Source organism: Micromonospora sp. NPDC127501 (assembly GCF_040302185.1).
Taxonomy (GTDB): Bacteria; Actinomycetota; Actinomycetes; order Mycobacteriales; family Micromonosporaceae; genus Micromonospora.
Window position 1 is genome coordinate 113,378 of record NZ_JBEORJ010000012.1, and the last position, 16,338, is coordinate 129,715.

15 protein-coding genes are annotated in these 16,338 nt (G+C 72.1%); 3 read left to right on the top strand and 12 right to left on the bottom strand.

Annotated elements, in window-relative coordinates:
- Window positions 1–113: 113 nt before the first annotated feature.
- Window positions 114–605: an SsrA-binding protein SmpB gene (gene smpB, locus ABTW72_RS25330; RefSeq protein WP_088948483.1), complete on the bottom strand. Its 492-nt coding sequence runs from the start codon at window positions 603–605 to the stop codon at window positions 114–116.
- A 25-nt stretch (window positions 606–630) separates the two neighbouring features.
- Window positions 631–2,868, bottom strand: coding sequence for a hypothetical protein (locus ABTW72_RS25335; protein ID WP_350862440.1), 2,238 nt, complete (start codon window positions 2,866–2,868; stop codon window positions 631–633).
- A 151-nt stretch (window positions 2,869–3,019) separates the two neighbouring features.
- On the opposite strand from ABTW72_RS25335, the gene ABTW72_RS25340 reads away from it, so the two are divergent.
- The gene (locus ABTW72_RS25340) at window positions 3,020–4,678 is read left to right on the top strand and encodes an NAD(P)/FAD-dependent oxidoreductase (RefSeq protein ID WP_350862442.1); all 1,659 of its coding nucleotides are present in this window, start codon (window positions 3,020–3,022) and stop codon (window positions 4,676–4,678) included.
- Between the two features lie 39 nt (window positions 4,679–4,717).
- Window positions 4,718–6,175, top strand: coding sequence for an ATP-binding protein (locus tag ABTW72_RS25345; protein WP_350862444.1), 1,458 nt, complete (start codon window positions 4,718–4,720; stop codon window positions 6,173–6,175).
- A 227-nt stretch (window positions 6,176–6,402) separates the two neighbouring features.
- Here ABTW72_RS25345 and ABTW72_RS25350 read toward each other — a convergent pair whose 3' ends face one another.
- Genes ABTW72_RS25350 through ABTW72_RS25375 form a run of 6 tightly spaced genes read right to left on the bottom strand, consistent with a single transcriptional unit; the run spans window position 6,403 to window position 11,576 of the window.
- Window positions 6,403–6,918 (bottom strand): NUDIX domain-containing protein, encoded by a 516-nt coding sequence (locus ABTW72_RS25350; RefSeq protein ID WP_350862446.1) that lies wholly within the window; start codon window positions 6,916–6,918, stop codon window positions 6,403–6,405.
- Window positions 6,919–6,976: 58 nt separating this feature from the next.
- The gene (locus ABTW72_RS25355; RefSeq protein ID WP_350862448.1) at window positions 6,977–7,618 is read right to left on the bottom strand and encodes an SRPBCC family protein; all 642 of its coding nucleotides are present in this window, start codon (window positions 7,616–7,618) and stop codon (window positions 6,977–6,979) included.
- The gene (locus tag ABTW72_RS25360) at window positions 7,618–7,983 is read right to left on the bottom strand and encodes an ArsR/SmtB family transcription factor (protein WP_091398629.1); all 366 of its coding nucleotides are present in this window, start codon (window positions 7,981–7,983) and stop codon (window positions 7,618–7,620) included. The genes ABTW72_RS25355 and ABTW72_RS25360 overlap by 1 nt, the downstream gene beginning before the upstream one ends.
- 28 nt (window positions 7,984–8,011) lie before the next feature.
- Window positions 8,012–10,102, bottom strand: coding sequence for a xanthine dehydrogenase family protein molybdopterin-binding subunit (locus ABTW72_RS25365; protein WP_350862450.1), 2,091 nt, complete (start codon window positions 10,100–10,102; stop codon window positions 8,012–8,014).
- A complete protein-coding gene (locus tag ABTW72_RS25370) occupies window positions 10,099–11,082 on the bottom strand; it encodes an FAD binding domain-containing protein (protein ID WP_350862452.1) in 984 nt (327 codons plus the stop codon). Before ABTW72_RS25370 ends, ABTW72_RS25365 begins: the two co-directional genes overlap by 4 nt.
- The gene (locus ABTW72_RS25375) at window positions 11,079–11,576 is read right to left on the bottom strand and encodes a 2Fe-2S iron-sulfur cluster-binding protein (protein ID WP_350862696.1); all 498 of its coding nucleotides are present in this window, start codon (window positions 11,574–11,576) and stop codon (window positions 11,079–11,081) included. The genes ABTW72_RS25370 and ABTW72_RS25375 overlap by 4 nt, the downstream gene beginning before the upstream one ends.
- A gap of 126 nt (window positions 11,577–11,702) precedes the next feature.
- Between ABTW72_RS25375 and ABTW72_RS25380 the strand changes: the two genes are divergently transcribed.
- Window positions 11,703–12,326, top strand: coding sequence for a nucleotidyltransferase family protein (locus ABTW72_RS25380; protein WP_350862454.1), 624 nt, complete (start codon window positions 11,703–11,705; stop codon window positions 12,324–12,326).
- Here the strand turns inward: ABTW72_RS25380 and ABTW72_RS25385 are convergent.
- From ABTW72_RS25385 to ABTW72_RS25400, 4 genes are all read right to left on the bottom strand, one after another.
- Entirely contained in the window at window positions 12,271–12,939 is a 669-nt protein-coding gene (locus ABTW72_RS25385; protein ID WP_350862456.1) for a TMEM175 family protein, read from the bottom strand. The two genes, ABTW72_RS25380 and ABTW72_RS25385, sit on opposite strands and share 56 nt — an antisense overlap.
- A 110-nt stretch (window positions 12,940–13,049) precedes the next feature.
- Window positions 13,050–14,426, bottom strand: coding sequence for a GH1 family beta-glucosidase (locus ABTW72_RS25390; protein ID WP_350862458.1), 1,377 nt, complete (start codon window positions 14,424–14,426; stop codon window positions 13,050–13,052).
- A 29-nt stretch (window positions 14,427–14,455) separates the two neighbouring features.
- A complete protein-coding gene (locus ABTW72_RS25395) occupies window positions 14,456–15,295 on the bottom strand; it encodes a carbohydrate ABC transporter permease (RefSeq protein WP_088989328.1) in 840 nt (279 codons plus the stop codon).
- Window positions 15,288–16,280 (bottom strand): carbohydrate ABC transporter permease, encoded by a 993-nt coding sequence (locus ABTW72_RS25400; RefSeq protein WP_112673016.1) that lies wholly within the window; start codon window positions 16,278–16,280, stop codon window positions 15,288–15,290. Before ABTW72_RS25400 ends, ABTW72_RS25395 begins: the two co-directional genes overlap by 8 nt.
- Between the last annotated feature and the right edge of the window lie 58 nt (window positions 16,281–16,338).

A 16,338-nucleotide genomic window follows, 5' to 3' on the forward strand; every position in this document is an offset into this window, starting at 1 on the left:
CAGCTAATGATTACCGTTTCCATTAACGGTGTCGACTGAGCAGACCACGTCACCGCAGGGACGTCAACGACCCGCAGGGCGTGCCGCGTGAAACAACCGCGATCCGAAGGAGGTCAGGGCCGGCGGGGATGGCCCTTGAGGTGCCGGCCCAGCTCGCGGGCGATCTCCCGGTTGGCGTCACGCTCGGCCAGCGTCTGCCGCTTGTCGTAGGAGCGCTTGCCCTTGGCGAGAGCCAACTCGACCTTGGCGTAGCCGTTCTCGAAGTACATCGACAGCGGGACCATGGTCACCCCACCCTCGCGGACCTTGTCCAGGATCCGGTCGATCTCGGCGCGGTGCAGCAGCAGCTTGCGGTTGCGCCGTGGGGCGTGGTTGGTCCACGTGCCGTAGGTGTACTCGGCGATGTGCAGGCCGTACAACACGATCTCGCCGTCGCGCTCGTGCGCGAACGCGTCCACCAGCGAGGCCCGCCCCTCGCGCAGCGACTTCACCTCGGTGCCGACCAGCACGATGCCCGCCTCGTACGTGCGCAGCACGGTGTACTCGTGCCGGGCCTTCTTGTTCGAGGCGATCAACCGGCGTTCGGGCTGCTTGGAGGGGCTCACCCCGCGACGATATCCGGCCGCTGCCTCAGCCGGTCGTCCGGCGTTCGGCGAGCAGTCGCCCGGTCAGCTCCCGCACCGACTCGGCGAACTCATCCTGCGACTCACACGGCCAGTGCCCCAAGATCGGTGGGGGAACGCTGTCGCTGGGTGCCGGCACCACGTCCTGCGGGTCGACCAACCGGCGATCCACCATCGCCGCCGGCCCGGTCAGCGTCTCCGCCTCCCCGGGCCGGTGGGAGGCGAAGATCCAGCCGCCGATCGGGTCGGTGTCGCGCCACAGGTTGATCCAGCGCCAGCCGACCCGATCGCCGATCTCCCGCAGCGCCGGCTCGTCGGCGTACGCGGGGAACAGCCGGGAGTACAGCCGGCCCAGCGGTGACCCGTAGGTCAGCAGGGCGACCCGCTCGGTGATCCGGGTGGGCAGTTGCAGGACCGTGGCGGCGAGCAGCACCGAGCCATGGCTGTGCCCGGCCAGCAGCACACCCTGCCCCTGTTCCACCAGGTAGGTGATCCGCTTGGCCAACTCCGGCACGGCCCGCTCGGCGTAACAGGGCGGCGCGAACGGGTGCGCCGCCCGGGGCCAGAAGGTGCCCAGATCCCAGAGCACCCCCACGTACCGACGGAACTGCGCCGTCCGGTAGGCGAAGATGCCGCCCACCACCAGGCCGAGCAGGATCGCGGCGATCACGTAGCTACCCGAACCGATCAGGAAGTTGACCATGCCCTCCGGGACGCCGACGTAGCGCTGCGCCACGTCGCCGGGCGGGAGCTGGAGCAGGCCCAGCACGCTGGTGGCCAGACCGAGCGCCGCCAGGGCGGCGTACACCACGGAGAGCGGTTCCAACCGCTCGGTGAAGCGGGCCCGGGCCACCGCCTGCTCGACCCGCCGCAGCCGGGCCGCCGCCCGCGGCGGCGCGTCCGGGAAATCGGCGGCCACGATCGCCCGCGCGGCCCGCCGGCGCCCGCGCCGGGTCATCCTGGTGACCAGGCCGGCCACCAGCAGCGCGGTCACCACGGCCAGGAAGAACCCGAAGATCGCCCACTTGTACGCCAGGGGAGGGCTGGTCTCCAGACCATCCGCGGTCGTCCCCTCGCGATCGAGCAGGTCCGCCACCCGGTAGACCAACTCGGCGGAGAACGCCACGGCGAGCCCGGCCGAGATCGTGATGAAGACCGGCGCTCCCAGCGCGCGTATCGGTGACCTCCGCTGGCCGCCACCCCGCCGCCAGATCACCAGCGCGGCGAGCACGGCCACCAGCATCTCCTGGCTGACGAACAGCCAGGCCACGATCGCGCCGTAACCGGGCAGCGCACCGTCCTGCGGCCACGGCGCCGGGCTGATGACGATGTGCACGATCACCAACATCGTCACGCCGCAGGCGATGGTGCGCAGCCCGCGAAACACGCCGTCCACCCGGGGCGACGGGTCGGTGCGGTCGATGCTCGGCACCACGGTGACCAGGACCAGGCAGGCCAGCAGTACCGCCCCGGTGGCCGTCAGCAGGATCACCATCACCCGCGAGGAGTGTTGGCTGGCTCGCGCGGCCAACAGGCTTCCGCTCAGCGTGGCGAACGCCGCCGCGACGTGGACCGAGCGCAGCCGACCCACCAACGGCTCGCCGTCCCACTGGCCGACGGCGCTCAACTGGTGTTTCGACGTCGGCGTCGTCGGCGTCCGGAACGCGTCGAACGAATGGCCCGGGCGGGCGCCCAGCCACCAGACGAGCCCGATGGCGGCGACCGGCACGAGCGCCAGCACACCCAGGCGTAGCCCGATCGGACGCCCGCCGAGCCAGGACAGCCAGCTCCGGCCGGCCAGGCAGGACGGGGTGCCCATGCAGCGCCACGCGATCAGGTCCAGCGCCACCCCGACGATGGAGAGCACGTAGAGCACGGTGAGGGTGAGGGCTAGCACCCGGCACAGCGCCATGAAGCCGCGCGTCGAGACGGTGTTCGCCGGGCGCATCCAGAGCGCCACGTTGCAGAGCATGAACGGCAGCAGGAAGACCAGCGACAGCGTCCGCACTGCCGTGCCGGACGGCAGGTCACTCCAGCGGTACGCCTCCAGCGTCACCCCGTCGGTGCCGGTGGAGTCCGGATAGCCGGGGCGCGGCCGGTAGAACCCGCCGCTGCGGTCCCCGGCGACCTGGTGCACGTGCGGCCGGTCCAACACCTGGTCCGCGCCCGCGCCGGAGACACCGTGCACCCGCAGCTCCACGATCCCGCCCGACGTCGTCGGTCCGGTCGGTGTCGCGTCCGCCATGGGCCCCCCGAGGTGTGCGCGGCAACCGGGCGGGTCGTCGATGTCCGGCCACCCGCACGGCTCCCCGGCTTACCCGTCTGCGGGGCGGTCAACCGTGGGCCGGGCCCAGGCGATGGTGCGGTCGACCCTCGACAGGTGATTTCATGGCGCCATGGCGAACCCGGTGATCCTGACCGTCGACGACGACCCCGTGGTGTCCCGGGCGGTGGCCCGGGACATCCGGCGCCGCTACGGCGACCGCTACCGGGTGTTGCGGGCGTCCTCCGGGCCGGAGGCGTTGGACGCGCTGCGCGAGGTCAAGCTGCGCGGCGAACAGGTGGCGCTGCTGCTGGCCGACCACCGGATGCCGGAGATGACCGGTGTCGAGTTCCTGGAAGCGGCCATGGACATCTTCCCGGCGGCTCGCCGGGTGCTGCTCACCGCGTACGCGGACACCGACGCCGCGATCGAGGCCATCAACGTGGTCGACCTGGACCACTACCTGCTCAAGCCCTGGCACCCGCCGGAGGAGAAGCTGTACCCGGTGGTCGACGGGCTGCTGGAGGCGTGGGCGGTCACCCCGGACGCGGCCAGCGCGGAGATCCGGGTCGTCGGGCACCGCTGGTCGGCCCCGTCGTTCAAGGTCCGCGACTTCCTGGCCCGCAACCTGGTGCCGTACCGGTGGCTGTTGTCCGACGATCCGGAGGGCGTCCGGTTGCTCGACGCGGCCGGGGCCACCGAGGCGGACGTACCCCTGGTGGTGACGCCGGAGGGCAAGGCATTGGTCGCCCCGAGCGAGGCCGAGTTGGCCGCGCTGGCCGGGTTGACGGTGGTGCCGGCGTGTGACTTCTACGACCTGGTGGTGATCGGCGGCGGCCCCGCCGGTCTCGGTTCGGCGGTGTACGGCGCGTCGGAGGGGCTGCGCACCGTCCTCGTGGAGCGACGGGCGACCGGCGGTCAGGCCGGGCAGAGCAGCCGCATCGAGAACTACCTGGGCTTCCCGGACGGTGTCTCCGGCGCGCAGTTGACCGACCGGGCCCGGCGGCAGGCGGTCAAGTTCGGCGCGGAACTGCTCAGCGCCCGGGAGGTGGTCGGTCTCAGCGAGGCCGGCGGTGCCCGACTGCTGCGCTTCGGCGACGGCACCGAGATCGCCGCGCACACCGTGGTGCTGGCCACCGGCGTGTCGTACCGGGTGCTCGACGCCCCGGGGCTGGCCGACTTCACCGGGCGGGGGGTGTTCTACGGCGCCGCCGCCACCGAGGCGCCGAGCTGCGTCGAGCAGGACGTCTACATCGTCGGCGGGGCGAACTCCGCCGGCCAGGCGGCGGTCCACTTCTCCCGGTACGCGTCGAGGGTGCACCTGCTCATCCGTGGTGCGGACCTGACCGCCTCGATGTCGCGTTACCTGATCGACCAGTTGGAACGGATCGACCGGATCACCGTGCACCCGCACACCGCCGTGATCGGCGCGGCGGGGGAGGACCACCTGGAACGGCTCACCCTCTGTGACACCCGCACCGGGGAGGCCCGCTCCGTCGACACCTCCTGGCTGTTCATCTTCATCGGCGCGGAGCCCCGCACCGACTGGCTGGACGGGGTGCTGGTCCGCGACGACCGTGGTTTCATCGTGACCGGCCCGGATCTGCTCGCCGGGGGGCGGCGGCCGGCCGGCTGGTCGCTGTCGCGCGACCCGTACCACCTGGAGACCAGCGTGCCGGGTGTGTTCGCCGCCGGGGACGTGCGGGCCGAGTCGGTCAAGCGGGTCGCCTCGGCCGTCGGCGAGGGTGCGATGGCGGTGTCGCTGGTGCACCGCTACCTGGAGGCCCAATGAGCCGGTTCTGCGAGCCCAGTCGCGAGCGAAGGAGTCCCTGTGACCACCGAGTCTGACCGGCTGACACCGGCGCAGTTGCGCACTCTGTTCCTGTTCGAGGCGCTCGACGACGGGCAACTCGACTGGCTGGCCGAGCACGGCCGGGTCGAGCAGCGCGCCGGCGGCACCCTCGTGTACGGCGAGGGTGAGCCCGCGACCTGCTTCTTCGTGCTGGTGCGCGGGGCGGTGGCGTTGAGTCGCCTGGTGCGCGGCGACGACGTCGAGGTCAGCCGGACCGACCAGCGCGGGGTGTACGGCGGGGCCACTCAGGCGTACCTGGGTGACCAGGTCGACCAGATCTACCGCAACAGCCTGCGGGCGGTGACCGACGCGGAGTTCTTCGTGCTGCCGGCGGAGGACTTCGCGTACGCCCTGCGGTCCTGGTTCCCGATGCCCATGCACCTGTTGGAGGGTCTGTTCTTCGGAATGCGGGACAGTCAGGCCATCGTCGGTGAGCGGGAGCGGTTGCTGGCCCTCGGTTCGCTCTCGGCGGGGTTGACCCACGAGCTGAACAATCCGGCCGGGGCGGCGGTGCGGGCCACGTCGGTTCTGCGGGACCGGGTCGCCGGGATGCGGCACAAGCTCGCCATGATCGCCGACGGACGGCTCGACGGAAGCGCCCTGCACGGCCTCGTCGCGTTGCAGGAGGAGGCGGTCGCCCGGGTGGCCACCGCGCCGAAGCTGACCCCGATGGCCACCGCCGACGCCGAGGACACCCTCACCGACTGGTTGGAGGACCATGGCGTCGGCGGCGCCTGGGACCTGGCGCCGATCCTGGTCGGCGGTGGGCTCGACGCGGCCTGGCTGGCACAGGTCAAGGCCGCGGTCGGCGCCGCGGACCTGGAGGCGGCGGTGCGTTGGCTCACCTACACCGTCGACACCGAGCTGCTGATGCGCGAGATCGGCGACGCGGTCACCCGGATCTCCGGGCTCGTGGACGCCGCCAAGCAGTACTCGCAACTGGACCGCGCGCCGCACCGGGTGGTGGACGTGCACGACCTGCTCGACGCCACGCTGGTGATGTTCAAGGGCAAGATCCCCGCCGAGGTCAAGCTGGTCCGCGAGTACGACCGGGACCTCCCACCGGTCCCGGCGTACGCGGCCGAGCTGAACCAGGTGTGGACCAACCTGATCGACAACGCGTTGGGCGCGATGGGGGAGAAGGGTGTGCTGACCGTCCGCACCGGACGGGTCGACGACCAACTGGCGGTGGAGATCACCGACACCGGGCCGGGCATCCCGCCGGAGGTGCGTCCGCGCATCTTCGAGCCGTTCTTCACCACCAAGCCGGTCGGCGCGGGCACCGGCCTGGGGCTGGACATCTCGTACCGGATCGTGGTGCACAAACACCACGGCGACATCCGGGTGGAGACCGAGCCGGGACGCACCACCTTCCGGGTCCTGCTGCCGATCATCGAGGGCGCGCCGGACGTGCCCCACGACCCGCCGACCACCTAGCGGCGGCACGCGGTCCCGGGCACGATCAGGCGGCGCCCGGATCAAGAAAGTCCCCCCGCGCCGCAAGATCGTGCTCGATCCAGGAAGTAGTGGCCTCGGCGGTCGTTGATGCCACTACAACAAGGATCGAGCGCGATCTTGCGCTCGTTGGGAGCTGCTGGGGCAGCGGGGGGTTCGGGCGAGGCGGTGGGGCGCGCGGAGGCCGGTCGGTCAGGCGAGGCGGTGGGTCAGGCGGGGCGGCCGGGGGTGAGGAAGTCGGCGAGGACGCGCGTGTGGGTGTCGAACGCCAACTCGACCGGGTCGATGAGCACCAGCCACTCGGTCGCCTCCTCGGTCGGCGCCGACGGTGGCAGGTCCTCGGCCGCCCGCTCGGGCAGCACTCCGAAGACCATCATCGTGCCGCCCGCCGGTGCGCCGTGCACCGCGAACAGGCGGGCGTCCTCGGCCGACGCGATCAGGCCGGTCTCCTCCCGCAGCTCACGCACGAGTGCGTCGGACCACTCCTCGCCGTACTCGATGAAGCCGCCGGGCAGCGCGAGCAGGCCGCGGGCCGGCTCGATGTCCCGGCGGACCACCACCACACCCAGGCCCTCGGCCGTGCGGACCGGCAGCACCGCGACCGCCACCGGCAGCGGGTTGCGCCAGACGGTCTCGCCGCAGACCGCGCAGACTCGCGGCCATCCGGCGGCCGGCGGGTAGGCGGCGCCGCAGTAGGAGCAGTGCGAGTACGGCGTGCCGGTCATGCCGCAGCACGTTACTCCGATCTCCACCCAGGCTGCCGCGCCGCCGCCTCGCCCCGGCTCAGGCTGCCGGCTCGCCCGTGTAGAAGGCGGTGGTGCGTTCGGCGGCGGCCTTCGCCTCGTCGGCGTCGGTGCCGGCGGCGATGCTCGCTTCGCACCACAGCTGGCTGCTCAACTCAATGGCCCGTCGTCCCTCGGCGGAGGCGGTCCACTCGGCACCCTGCTCGGGGGTGATTCCGCTGCCGTCGCCGGCCAGGTGCGAGGCGAGGCCGAGCAGCCCGAGGTCCCAGCCGACGCCGACCGCGCCCGGCCCGAACTGGGCCCACCGGTCCTGGTCGACGTGCGCGATGTGGTCCAGGTCGAGGCGGGCCCGCTCGTCGCCGACCGGGGTGACCCGCACCTCGATCCAGCTCACCTCGCCGCCCATTTCCCAGGTGGCGGTGAAGCGGTGCGGCGGCTCGCAGCTCTCGACGGTGCCGTGGGCGTTGCCCTGGAGCTGGTACGTGCCGCCCAGCCGCAGGTCGCCGGAGATCGGCAGGAACCAGCGCGGGATGCGCTCGGCGCTGGTGCAGGCGTCCCACAGATCCTCGGCCGTCGCCTGGTAGGTCTGGCTGATCGTGGTGACCCGCGCCTCACCGGCTTCCAGGGTGCGGCTGCCGACCTTCCGCTGGACGGCGTTGATCTGCTCGGTGGCGTCGAACATCAGGTGTTCCTCTCGTCGGGTGGGTCGGCGGGCCCGCGCAGCCGACGCTCGCGTCGGCCCCGGGCCAGCTCGGTGGCGAGTGCCGCCAGGGGTGGGGTCCAGAACCGGCGGAAGTGCTCCAGCCAGCCGTCGACCTCGCGCAGTGGGCGTGGGTCGACCGCGTAGAGCCGCCGGGTGCCCTCCGGCCGCACGGTGGCGAAGCCGTTGTCGCGCAACACCTTGAGGTGCTGGGACACGGCAGGCTGGGAGATGCCGAACTCCTCGCGGATGACCGCGCTGACCGCACCGGCGGTCTGCTCGCCACCGGCGAGCAGTTCCAGGATGCGGCGCCGGACCGGATCGCCCAGCACGTCGAAGGCGTGCACGACGACAGTTGTATCACTGGCGGCTTATTTAAGCCAAGTCTGATACTCCGACGAGCTTGTCCAGCCGGATCGGCAGCTCCCGGACCCGTACGCCGGTCGCGTGGTGCACCGCGTTGGCGACCGCCGCCGCGGCGCCGACGATGCCGATCTCGCCGAGGCCCTTCACGCCGGCCGGGTTCAGCTCGTCGTCCCGCTCGTCCAACCAGTACGCCTCGATGGACTCCACGTCCGCACAGCCGGTGATGTGGTAGGTGGCCAGGTCGTGGTTGACCCAGTCGCCGTACCGCTCGTCGAGCAGGCCCTCCTCGTGCAGCGCCATCGACAGTCCCATCGTCATGCCGCCGATGAGCTGGCTGCGCGCCGTCGTCGGGTTCACCACCCGCCCCGCCGCGAACACCCCGAGCATCCGGTTCAGCCGTACCTCGCCGGTGTCCGCGTCGACCCGTACCTCGACGAAGTGCGCCCCGTACGCGTACCGGGGCAGCGCGGGCTGCCCGCCCACCTCCTCGGTGGTGTCCGCCTCGGCGGTCACCTCGCCGGTCGGCGGCCCGTCGTCGCGCACCTTCTCGCGCAGCGCCTGCGCGGCGCGTATCACCGCCCAGCTCCAGCTGGCGGTCCCCATCGAGCCACCGGCCAGCGCCGCCGTCGGCAGCGCGCTGTCCCCGATGCGGATCTCCACCCGCTCCGGCGGCACTCCGAGCGCGTCGGCGGCCACCTGCCAGATCGCCGTCCGGGCGCCGGTGCCGATGTCGGTGGCGTTGATCTGGACCAGGAAGCTCCCGTCGGGTCGGGCGGTGGCCGTCGCCGAGGAAGGCCGGGCCCGGGCCGGGTAGCTCGAACCGGCCACCCCGGTCCCGATCAGCCAGCGTCCGTCACGTCGGGACCGGGGCGACGGGTCACGGCCGGCCCAGCCGAACCGCTGTGCGCCCTCGCGCAGGCAGGCCACCAGGTTGCGACTGGTGAACGGGCGTCCCTGGTCGGGGTCGACATCGGTGTCGTTGCGGATGCGCAGCTCCACCGGGTCCATGCCGACGGCGGTGGCCAGCTCGTCCACCGCGGACTCCAGGGCGTACGCGCCGGGGCACTCGCCGGGGGCGCGCATCCAGAACGGCGTGGGCACGTCGAGGCGGACCAGCCGGTGTGTGGTGCGGCGGTGGGGTGCGGCGTACATGCTGCGGGTGTAGACGGCGGTCTGCTCGGCGAACTCCCGGATGGTCGAGGTCTGGCTGATCGCGTCGTGGCAGATGGCGGTGAGCCGGCCGTCGGTGTCGGCGGCGAGGCGGACCCGCTGGATGGTGGGGGTGCGGTAGCCGACCGGCCCGAACAGTTGCTGGCGGGTCAGCGCCAGTTTGACGGGGCGGTCCACGTGCCGAGCGGCGAGGGCGGCCAGCACTACCGACGCCTTGGCGTACCCCTTGCTGCCGAAGCCGCCCCCGACGTGCTCGGCGACGACGCGGATCGACTCCGGCGGCAGCTCGAACAGCTCGGCCAGTGTGGCGCGCACCGGCGTCGCGCCCTGGGTGGAGTCGTGCACCAGGAGCCGCCCGTCGTGCCACTGTGCGGTGGTGGCGTGCGGTTCCATCGGGTTGTTGTGGTACGCCGGCGTGCGGTAGGTGACGTCCACCCGCACCGGGGCGGCCGCGTACCCGGCGTCGAAGTCGCCCTCGGCGGTGTCCGTCGGGTAGCTGGGGTTGACCTGGTCCGGCTTGTACAGGCCGGGGTGGTCGTCGGTGAGTACGGTGCTGTGCGGGCCGGTGTCGTAGTCGATGCGGACCAGACGGGCGCCCTCGCGCGCCGCCTCCAGGCTGGTGGCCACCACCACGGCGACGTACTGCCCCCGGTAGTGCACAGTCGGCTCCTGCAACAGCCGCAGCTCCGGCTGCGGGCCGGGCGCCATCCGGGGCGCGTTGCCGTGGTGCACCACGGCCAGCACACCGGGCGAGGCCAGCGCCTCCGTCGTGTCGATCCGGGTGATCCGGCCCCGCACCACCGCCGACGGTACCGCCCAGCCGTAGCTGACGCCGTCCACCGGGTACTCCACCGCGTACCGGGCCGTGCCGGTGACCTTCGCCGGGCCCTCCAGCCGGGGGTACGCCCGCCCGACCGCCCCGGTGCTCACGACGACGCCAGTTCGGTGAGCGCCCGCACGGTGATGGCCCGGGTCAGCGGCAGCTTGAAGCCGTTGTGCCGCAACGGGCGCGCCTCGGCCAGCTCCGCGTCGGCGGCCTGGGCGGCCAACTCGGGGCTGAACGGACGACCGCGCAGCTCGTCCTCGGCCCGGTACGCCCGCCACGGCCGGTGCGCCACCGCCCCGTACGCCAGCCGCACGTCGCGAACCACGTCCCCGTCGAGGTCCAGCACCGCGGCCACCGAGCCGACGGCGAAGGCGAACGAGGCCCGGTCGCGCACCTTGAGGTACGTCGAGCGGCGCGCGGCCGGCAGGGGCGGCAGCCGTACGGCGGTGATCAGCGCGCCCCGGGCCACTGTGGTCTCCCGTTCCGGGTGGGTGCCGGGGGAGCGGTAGAAGTCGGCGATCGGGATGTCGCGGGGGCCGCCGGCCTCGTGCACCTCCACCACCGTGTCGAGGGCGGCCAGCGCGACGGCCAGGTCGGACGGGTGGGTGGCCACGCACTGCTCGGACCAGTCCAGCACCGCCAGGTCGCGGTTCTGTCCGTGCAGAGCGGCGCAACCGCTGCCCGGCTCCCGTTTGTTGCACGCCTTGCCGGTGTCCTGGAAGTAGACGCAGCGGGTGCGCTGCAACAGGTTGCCGCCGGTGGTGGCCATGTTGCGCAGCTGTCCGGAGGCGGCGGCGAGCAGGGCGCGGGCCAGCACCGGGTAGTCGCGGCGTACCACCGGGTGGGCCGCGAGGTCGCTGTTGCGGACTGTCGCGCCGATCCGCAGCCCACCGTCGGGCAGCCCCTCGACGGTGTCGAGGGGAAGCCGGGTCACGTCCACCAGCACGTCGGGGCGTTGCACCCCGAGCTTCATGAGGTCCACCAGGTTGGTTCCCCCGCCCAGGTAGGCGGCCTGCGGTTCGGCCGCCAGCACGGCGACCGCCTCGGCCACGTCGGCGGGCCGGTGGTAGCGGAACGCCTTCACGAGGACGCCGCCGTCTCGCGCACGGCCGCGACGATGTGCGGGTACGCGGCGCAGCGGCACAGGTTGCCGGCCATCCGCTCGCGGATTTCCGCGTCGGTCAGCTCGGCGGGCGTGTTCAGGTCGTCGGTGACAGCGCTGGGCCACCCCCGGGAGACCTCGTCGAGCATGCCGCGGGCGGAGCAGAGCTGCCCGGGGGTGCAGTAGCCGCACTGGAACGCGTCGTGCGCGATGAAGGCGGTCTGCAACGGGGACAGCCCGTCCGGACCGGCCAGCCCTTCGACGGTCACCACCGAGCGGCCGTCCACGGTGACCGCGAAGACCAGGCAGCTCTTCACCCGGCGGCCGTCGAGCAGCACCGTGCAGGAGCCGCACTGGCCGTGGTCGCAGCCCTTCTTCGCCCCGGTCAGGTCGAGGTGCTCGCGCAGCGTGTCGAGCAGGGTGGTGCGGTTGTCCAGGGTCACCTCACGGGACGCGCCGTTGACCTCGACCGTCACCCGGGACGAGTGGCGCTCGTCGATCGTCGTCGCGTTCTCCGGTCCGCCCTGCACCGGCCCAGACTAGCTTTGTCGGTATATCTCAGGGCGAATAACGCAAAGTGCTTCGTACGGGAGGTGACGACGGTGACCGCCGGACTGCTGCTGGCCGCCGGCGCCGGACGGCGCTACGGCCGACCGAAGGCGCTGGTCGAGCTGGACGGCGAGCCGCTGGTGCGGCGCGCGATCCGGCTGCTCGGCGACGGCGGCTGCGCGCCGGTGCACGTGGTGCTCGGCGCGGGCGCCGACGAGGTGCCCGACCTGCCCGGCGCGGTGCCGGTCCGGCACGATCGCTGGTCCGACGGGCTGGGCTCGTCGCTGCTGCGGGGCCTGGCCTCGCTGCCGGCCGCCGTGCCGGCCGCCGTCGTGGTCCTCGTCGACCAGCCGCTGCTGAGCCCGGTCGCGGTGCGCCGGGTGCGCACGGCGTACGCCGACGGCGCGGTCGTCGCGGTCGCCACCTACGCCGGCCGGCCCGGGCACCCGATCCTGCTGACTCGACGTAGCTGGCCGCTGCTGAGCGGGTACGCCCTCGGCGACCGGGGCGCTCGCGACCTGCTGCGCGACCGGCCGGACCTGGTGGTCGAGGTGCCCTGTGACGACGTCGGGTCCCCTGCCGACGTGGACACCCCGGCCGACCTGCTCCGACTCCGCCCGCTCAGCGGCGGGTCAGCCAGCGCGGCAGCCCCTCGCTGGTCACCGCGTGATAGCTGATCATGACGATGACGCCGATCAGGCCCAGCAGTGGGCTGACGAACCAGCCGAGCAGACCGCTGAGCCCGTACAGGATCAGGCCGGTGACCGGGCGCAGCCGCTGCGTACGCACGTAGTCGGGGCTGACCCGACGCTCCAGCAGCGCCGGGTGGCGGTGCAGGTAGCCGAAGAACACCAGCCAGGGGGCCGACATCAGGGCCGCGGCCAGCGCGTACAGGGCGACGGCCGCGCGTTGGTCGTCGGTGTCGCCGTGGGTGAACGCGGACGCCAGCACAGCGGTGGGGAAGGGGATGATCACCGCGCCGAAGAGCACACCGAGGTTGATCCAGCTCAGCGTGAGCGTGGTGCCGCGGATCAGCCGCAGCAGCGCGTGGTGGTTGAGCCAGAGCACCCCGACGTAGACGAAGGACACCACGAAGGCCAGGTAGGAGGCGCCCTCGCCGAGCAGGCCGGTCAGCAACTCGCCCTCGTGGTACTCGGGCACCCGCAGCTCGATGACCAGCAGCGTGATGACGATGGCGAAGACACCGTCGCTGAAGGCCGTCATCCGGTCGGTGGCGGACACCCGCCCCCTGGGGGCGGGCTGCTCGACCTCGTCGGGTGCTGCGGACATTGCCGCAGGCTAGCCACTCGGCAACGCGGTCGGTGGCGGTTTCGTCCGATCGGAACGGGAACGGCCGCCCGGGGCCGAAGCCCCGGGCGGCCGCTCGCACCCGCCGGTGTTCAGGCCACCGGCGTCGCCGTGCCGGTGGTGCGGGCGTTCCGCTGGTGGGCGCGGATCAACTCGGCGTAGCGCAGACCGCTCGCCTTCACCGTCCGGCGCTGGGTGGCGTAGTCGACGTGCACCAGCCCGAAGCGCTTGTCGTAGCCGTACGCCCACTCGAAGTTGTCCAGCAGCGACCAGACGAAGTAGCCGTCCAGGGGAACCCCTCGCGCCACCGCCGACGCGCACGCGGCCAGGTGCTGCTCCAGGTGGTCGGTGCGTTCCTTGTCCTCCACCGTGCCGTCCGCGGTGACCTCGTCCGGCCACGCCGAGCCACTCTCGGTGACGATGATCCGGCCCGGCCGGTACTCCTCGTGCACGTCGACGAGCAGCCGCTCCAGTCCCGCCGGGTACATCTCCCAGCCCATCGCGGTCTCCACCGAGCCGGGCACCGGCACCTGCCGGGCGTACGGGGCCGGGCCGGTCGGGTCGTCGACCACCAACTGACGGAAGTAGTAGTTCACCCCGAGGAAGTCCGTCGGCGTGGCGATCACCGCCAGGTCGTCGCCGCGTACCGGCGGCTCGACCCCGTAGGTGGCGATCATGTCGGCGGGGTAGCCGCGCCCGTGGATCGGGTCCAGCCACCACCTGTTGACGTGCCCGTCGGCCCGGCGGGCCGCCGCGACGTCCTCGGGTCGGTCGGTCGCCGCCTCGATCGGGCTGAGGTTCACCACCAGACCCACAGACGCCGGCCGGGTGGCGTGGGCGCGGATCGCCTGGGTGGCCAGGCCGTGCCCGAGCAGCACGTGGTGCGAGGCGTGCACCGCCCGGGTGAGGTCACGCTCGCCGGGGGCCATGTTGCCCTCCAGGTGCCCGATCCAGCACACGCAGAGCGGCTCGTTGACAGTGCACCAGTCGGCCACCCGGTCACCGAGGCGGGCGGCGACCACCGCCGCGTAGTCGGCGAACGCCTCGGCCGTGGCGCGCTCCGGCCAACCGCCCCGGTCCTGCAGGACCTGCGGCAGGTCCCAGTGGTAGAGCGTGACGAACGGCCGGATCCCGTCGGTGAGCAACGTGTCGACGAGCCGGTCGTAGAAGTCCAGCCCGGCGGTGTTGACCCGCCCGACGCCGTCGGGCATGACCCGGGGCCAGGCCACCGAGAAACGGTACGCGTCCACGCCGAGTCGGCGCAGCAGCGCCAGGTCCTCCGGCCACCGGTGGTAGTGGTCGCACGCCACCGCACCGGTGTCGCCGTTGTCGACCTTGCCGGGGGTCGCCGAGAAGGTGTCCCAGATGGACGGCGCCCGGCCGTCGACGTCGACGGCCCCCTCGATCTGGTACGCCGCCGTGGCGACACCCCAGAGGAAGTCGGGTGGCAGCTTGGACAGGTCGGGCACGGGTCGGTTCTCCTCTGGGGTTGGATGACTCACTTGACCGCGCCGGCGGTGAGGCCGGCGACGAAGTAGCGCTGCAGGGCCAGGAACCCGACGACGACCGGGATGCTGACCACCAGCGAGGCGGCCATGATCTGGTTCCAGTAGACGTTGAACTGGGTGGAGTAACCCTGCAGGCCGACGGCCAGGGTGCGGCTGCCCTCGTCGGTCATCACCGACGCGAAGAGCACCTCACCCCACGCGGTCATGAACGCGTACACGGTGACCGCGACGACGCCGGGCACGGCGGCCGGCAGGATGACCTGGAACAGGGTGCGCAGCGGACCGGCGCCGTCGACCTGCGCCGCCTCGTCCAGACCCCGGGGGATCGAGTCGAAGTAGCCGACCAGCATCCAGATCGAGAACGGCAGCGAGAAGGTCAGGTACGTGATGACCAGGCCGGTACGGCTGGCGTACAGCTCGATGCCGGTGGCGTTGCCCAGGTTGACGTAGATGAGGAACAGCGGCAGCAGGAACAGGATGCCGGGGAACATCTGCGTGGACAGCACCGTCACCGAGAAGACACCCCGACCGCGGAACCGGTACCGGCTCACCGCGAACGCGGCGAAGATGGCCACCGCCACCGAGCAGACCGCCGCGATGCTCGACACCACCAGGCTGTTCACCAGGTACCGGGCCAGCGGCACGGTGCTCCACATGTCGACGAACGGTTGCAGGGTGGGCCGGCTGGGCCACCAGGTGAAGCCGTTCTGCACGTCCTGCAACGGCTTCGCCGCCGAGGTGACCATCACGTAGAGCGGGATGACGACGAAGAGGGTGAGCAGGGTCAGCACGATGCGCCGGCCCCAGCGCTCACCGGCGGTCTCACGCATGGTCGTCCCTCCGACGGTTGGTGATCAGCAGGTACGCGGCCGAGACGACCAGCAGGAACAGCAGCAGCGCCACCGACATCGCCGACCCGGAGCCGAAGTCCCAGGTCTTGAAGGAGCTGCGGTAGATGTGGATGGAGATCAGGTCGGCCTGCTCCGGCGCGGAGCCGCCGAACAGTACGAACGGGGTGTTGAAGTCGTTGAACGTCCACAGGAACAGCACCAGCAGCAGCACCAGGTTGACCGGCCGCAGCATCGGCAGGGTGACCGAGCGCAGCCGGCGCCAGAACCCGGCGCCATCGATGGCGGCGGCCTCGTACAGCTCGCCGGGCACGTTCTGCAACCCGGCCATCAGGCACAGGAACGCGAACGGCCAGTTGCGCCAGACCGACACGACCAGCAGCGACCAGAAGCTGTTGTCGCCGATCAACCAGAACGGCCGTTCGTTCATCAGCCCGAGCTGGTCCACGAGCACGTGGTTGACCAGGCCGGTGTCGCGTTGCAGCAGGAAGCTCCAGGTGATCACGGCGGCATAGACCGGCAGCGCGTACGGGGTGAGGAACAGCGCCCGCAGGATCGCCCGTCCACGGAACGGCCGTTGCAGGACGACCGCCGCCGAGATGCCGAGCAGCCAGGCGAACCCGACCGAGAGCAGGCTGTAGGCCAGGGTGATCCAGAACGAGTGCAGCAGTTCCTTGCCGGCGGCGCTGTTCAGGTCGAGCGTCGCCCGGTAGTTCTCCAGCCCGATGAAGGGCGCGGTGGACCAGTCGCGGATGTGGAACTGGGTCAGCTCCAGCAGGCTCATCCAGACCCCGACGACCATGGGGATCACGTGGATGGCGAGTTCCAGCACGACGGCCGGTGCGAGCAGCAGGTACGGCAGGAGCGAGCGGCGGGGGCCGCGGGGCCGGCGGGCCGGCCCCCGGGCCGGCGACCCGGCCCGGGGTTCGCGCCGGTCGGCGTCCGGCGCGGTGGTGCTGGTTGCCATCGGGGTCCTCTCGGAGGCGGTGGCCGTGGCCGGGCTCAGCGCCCGACCACGGCCACCG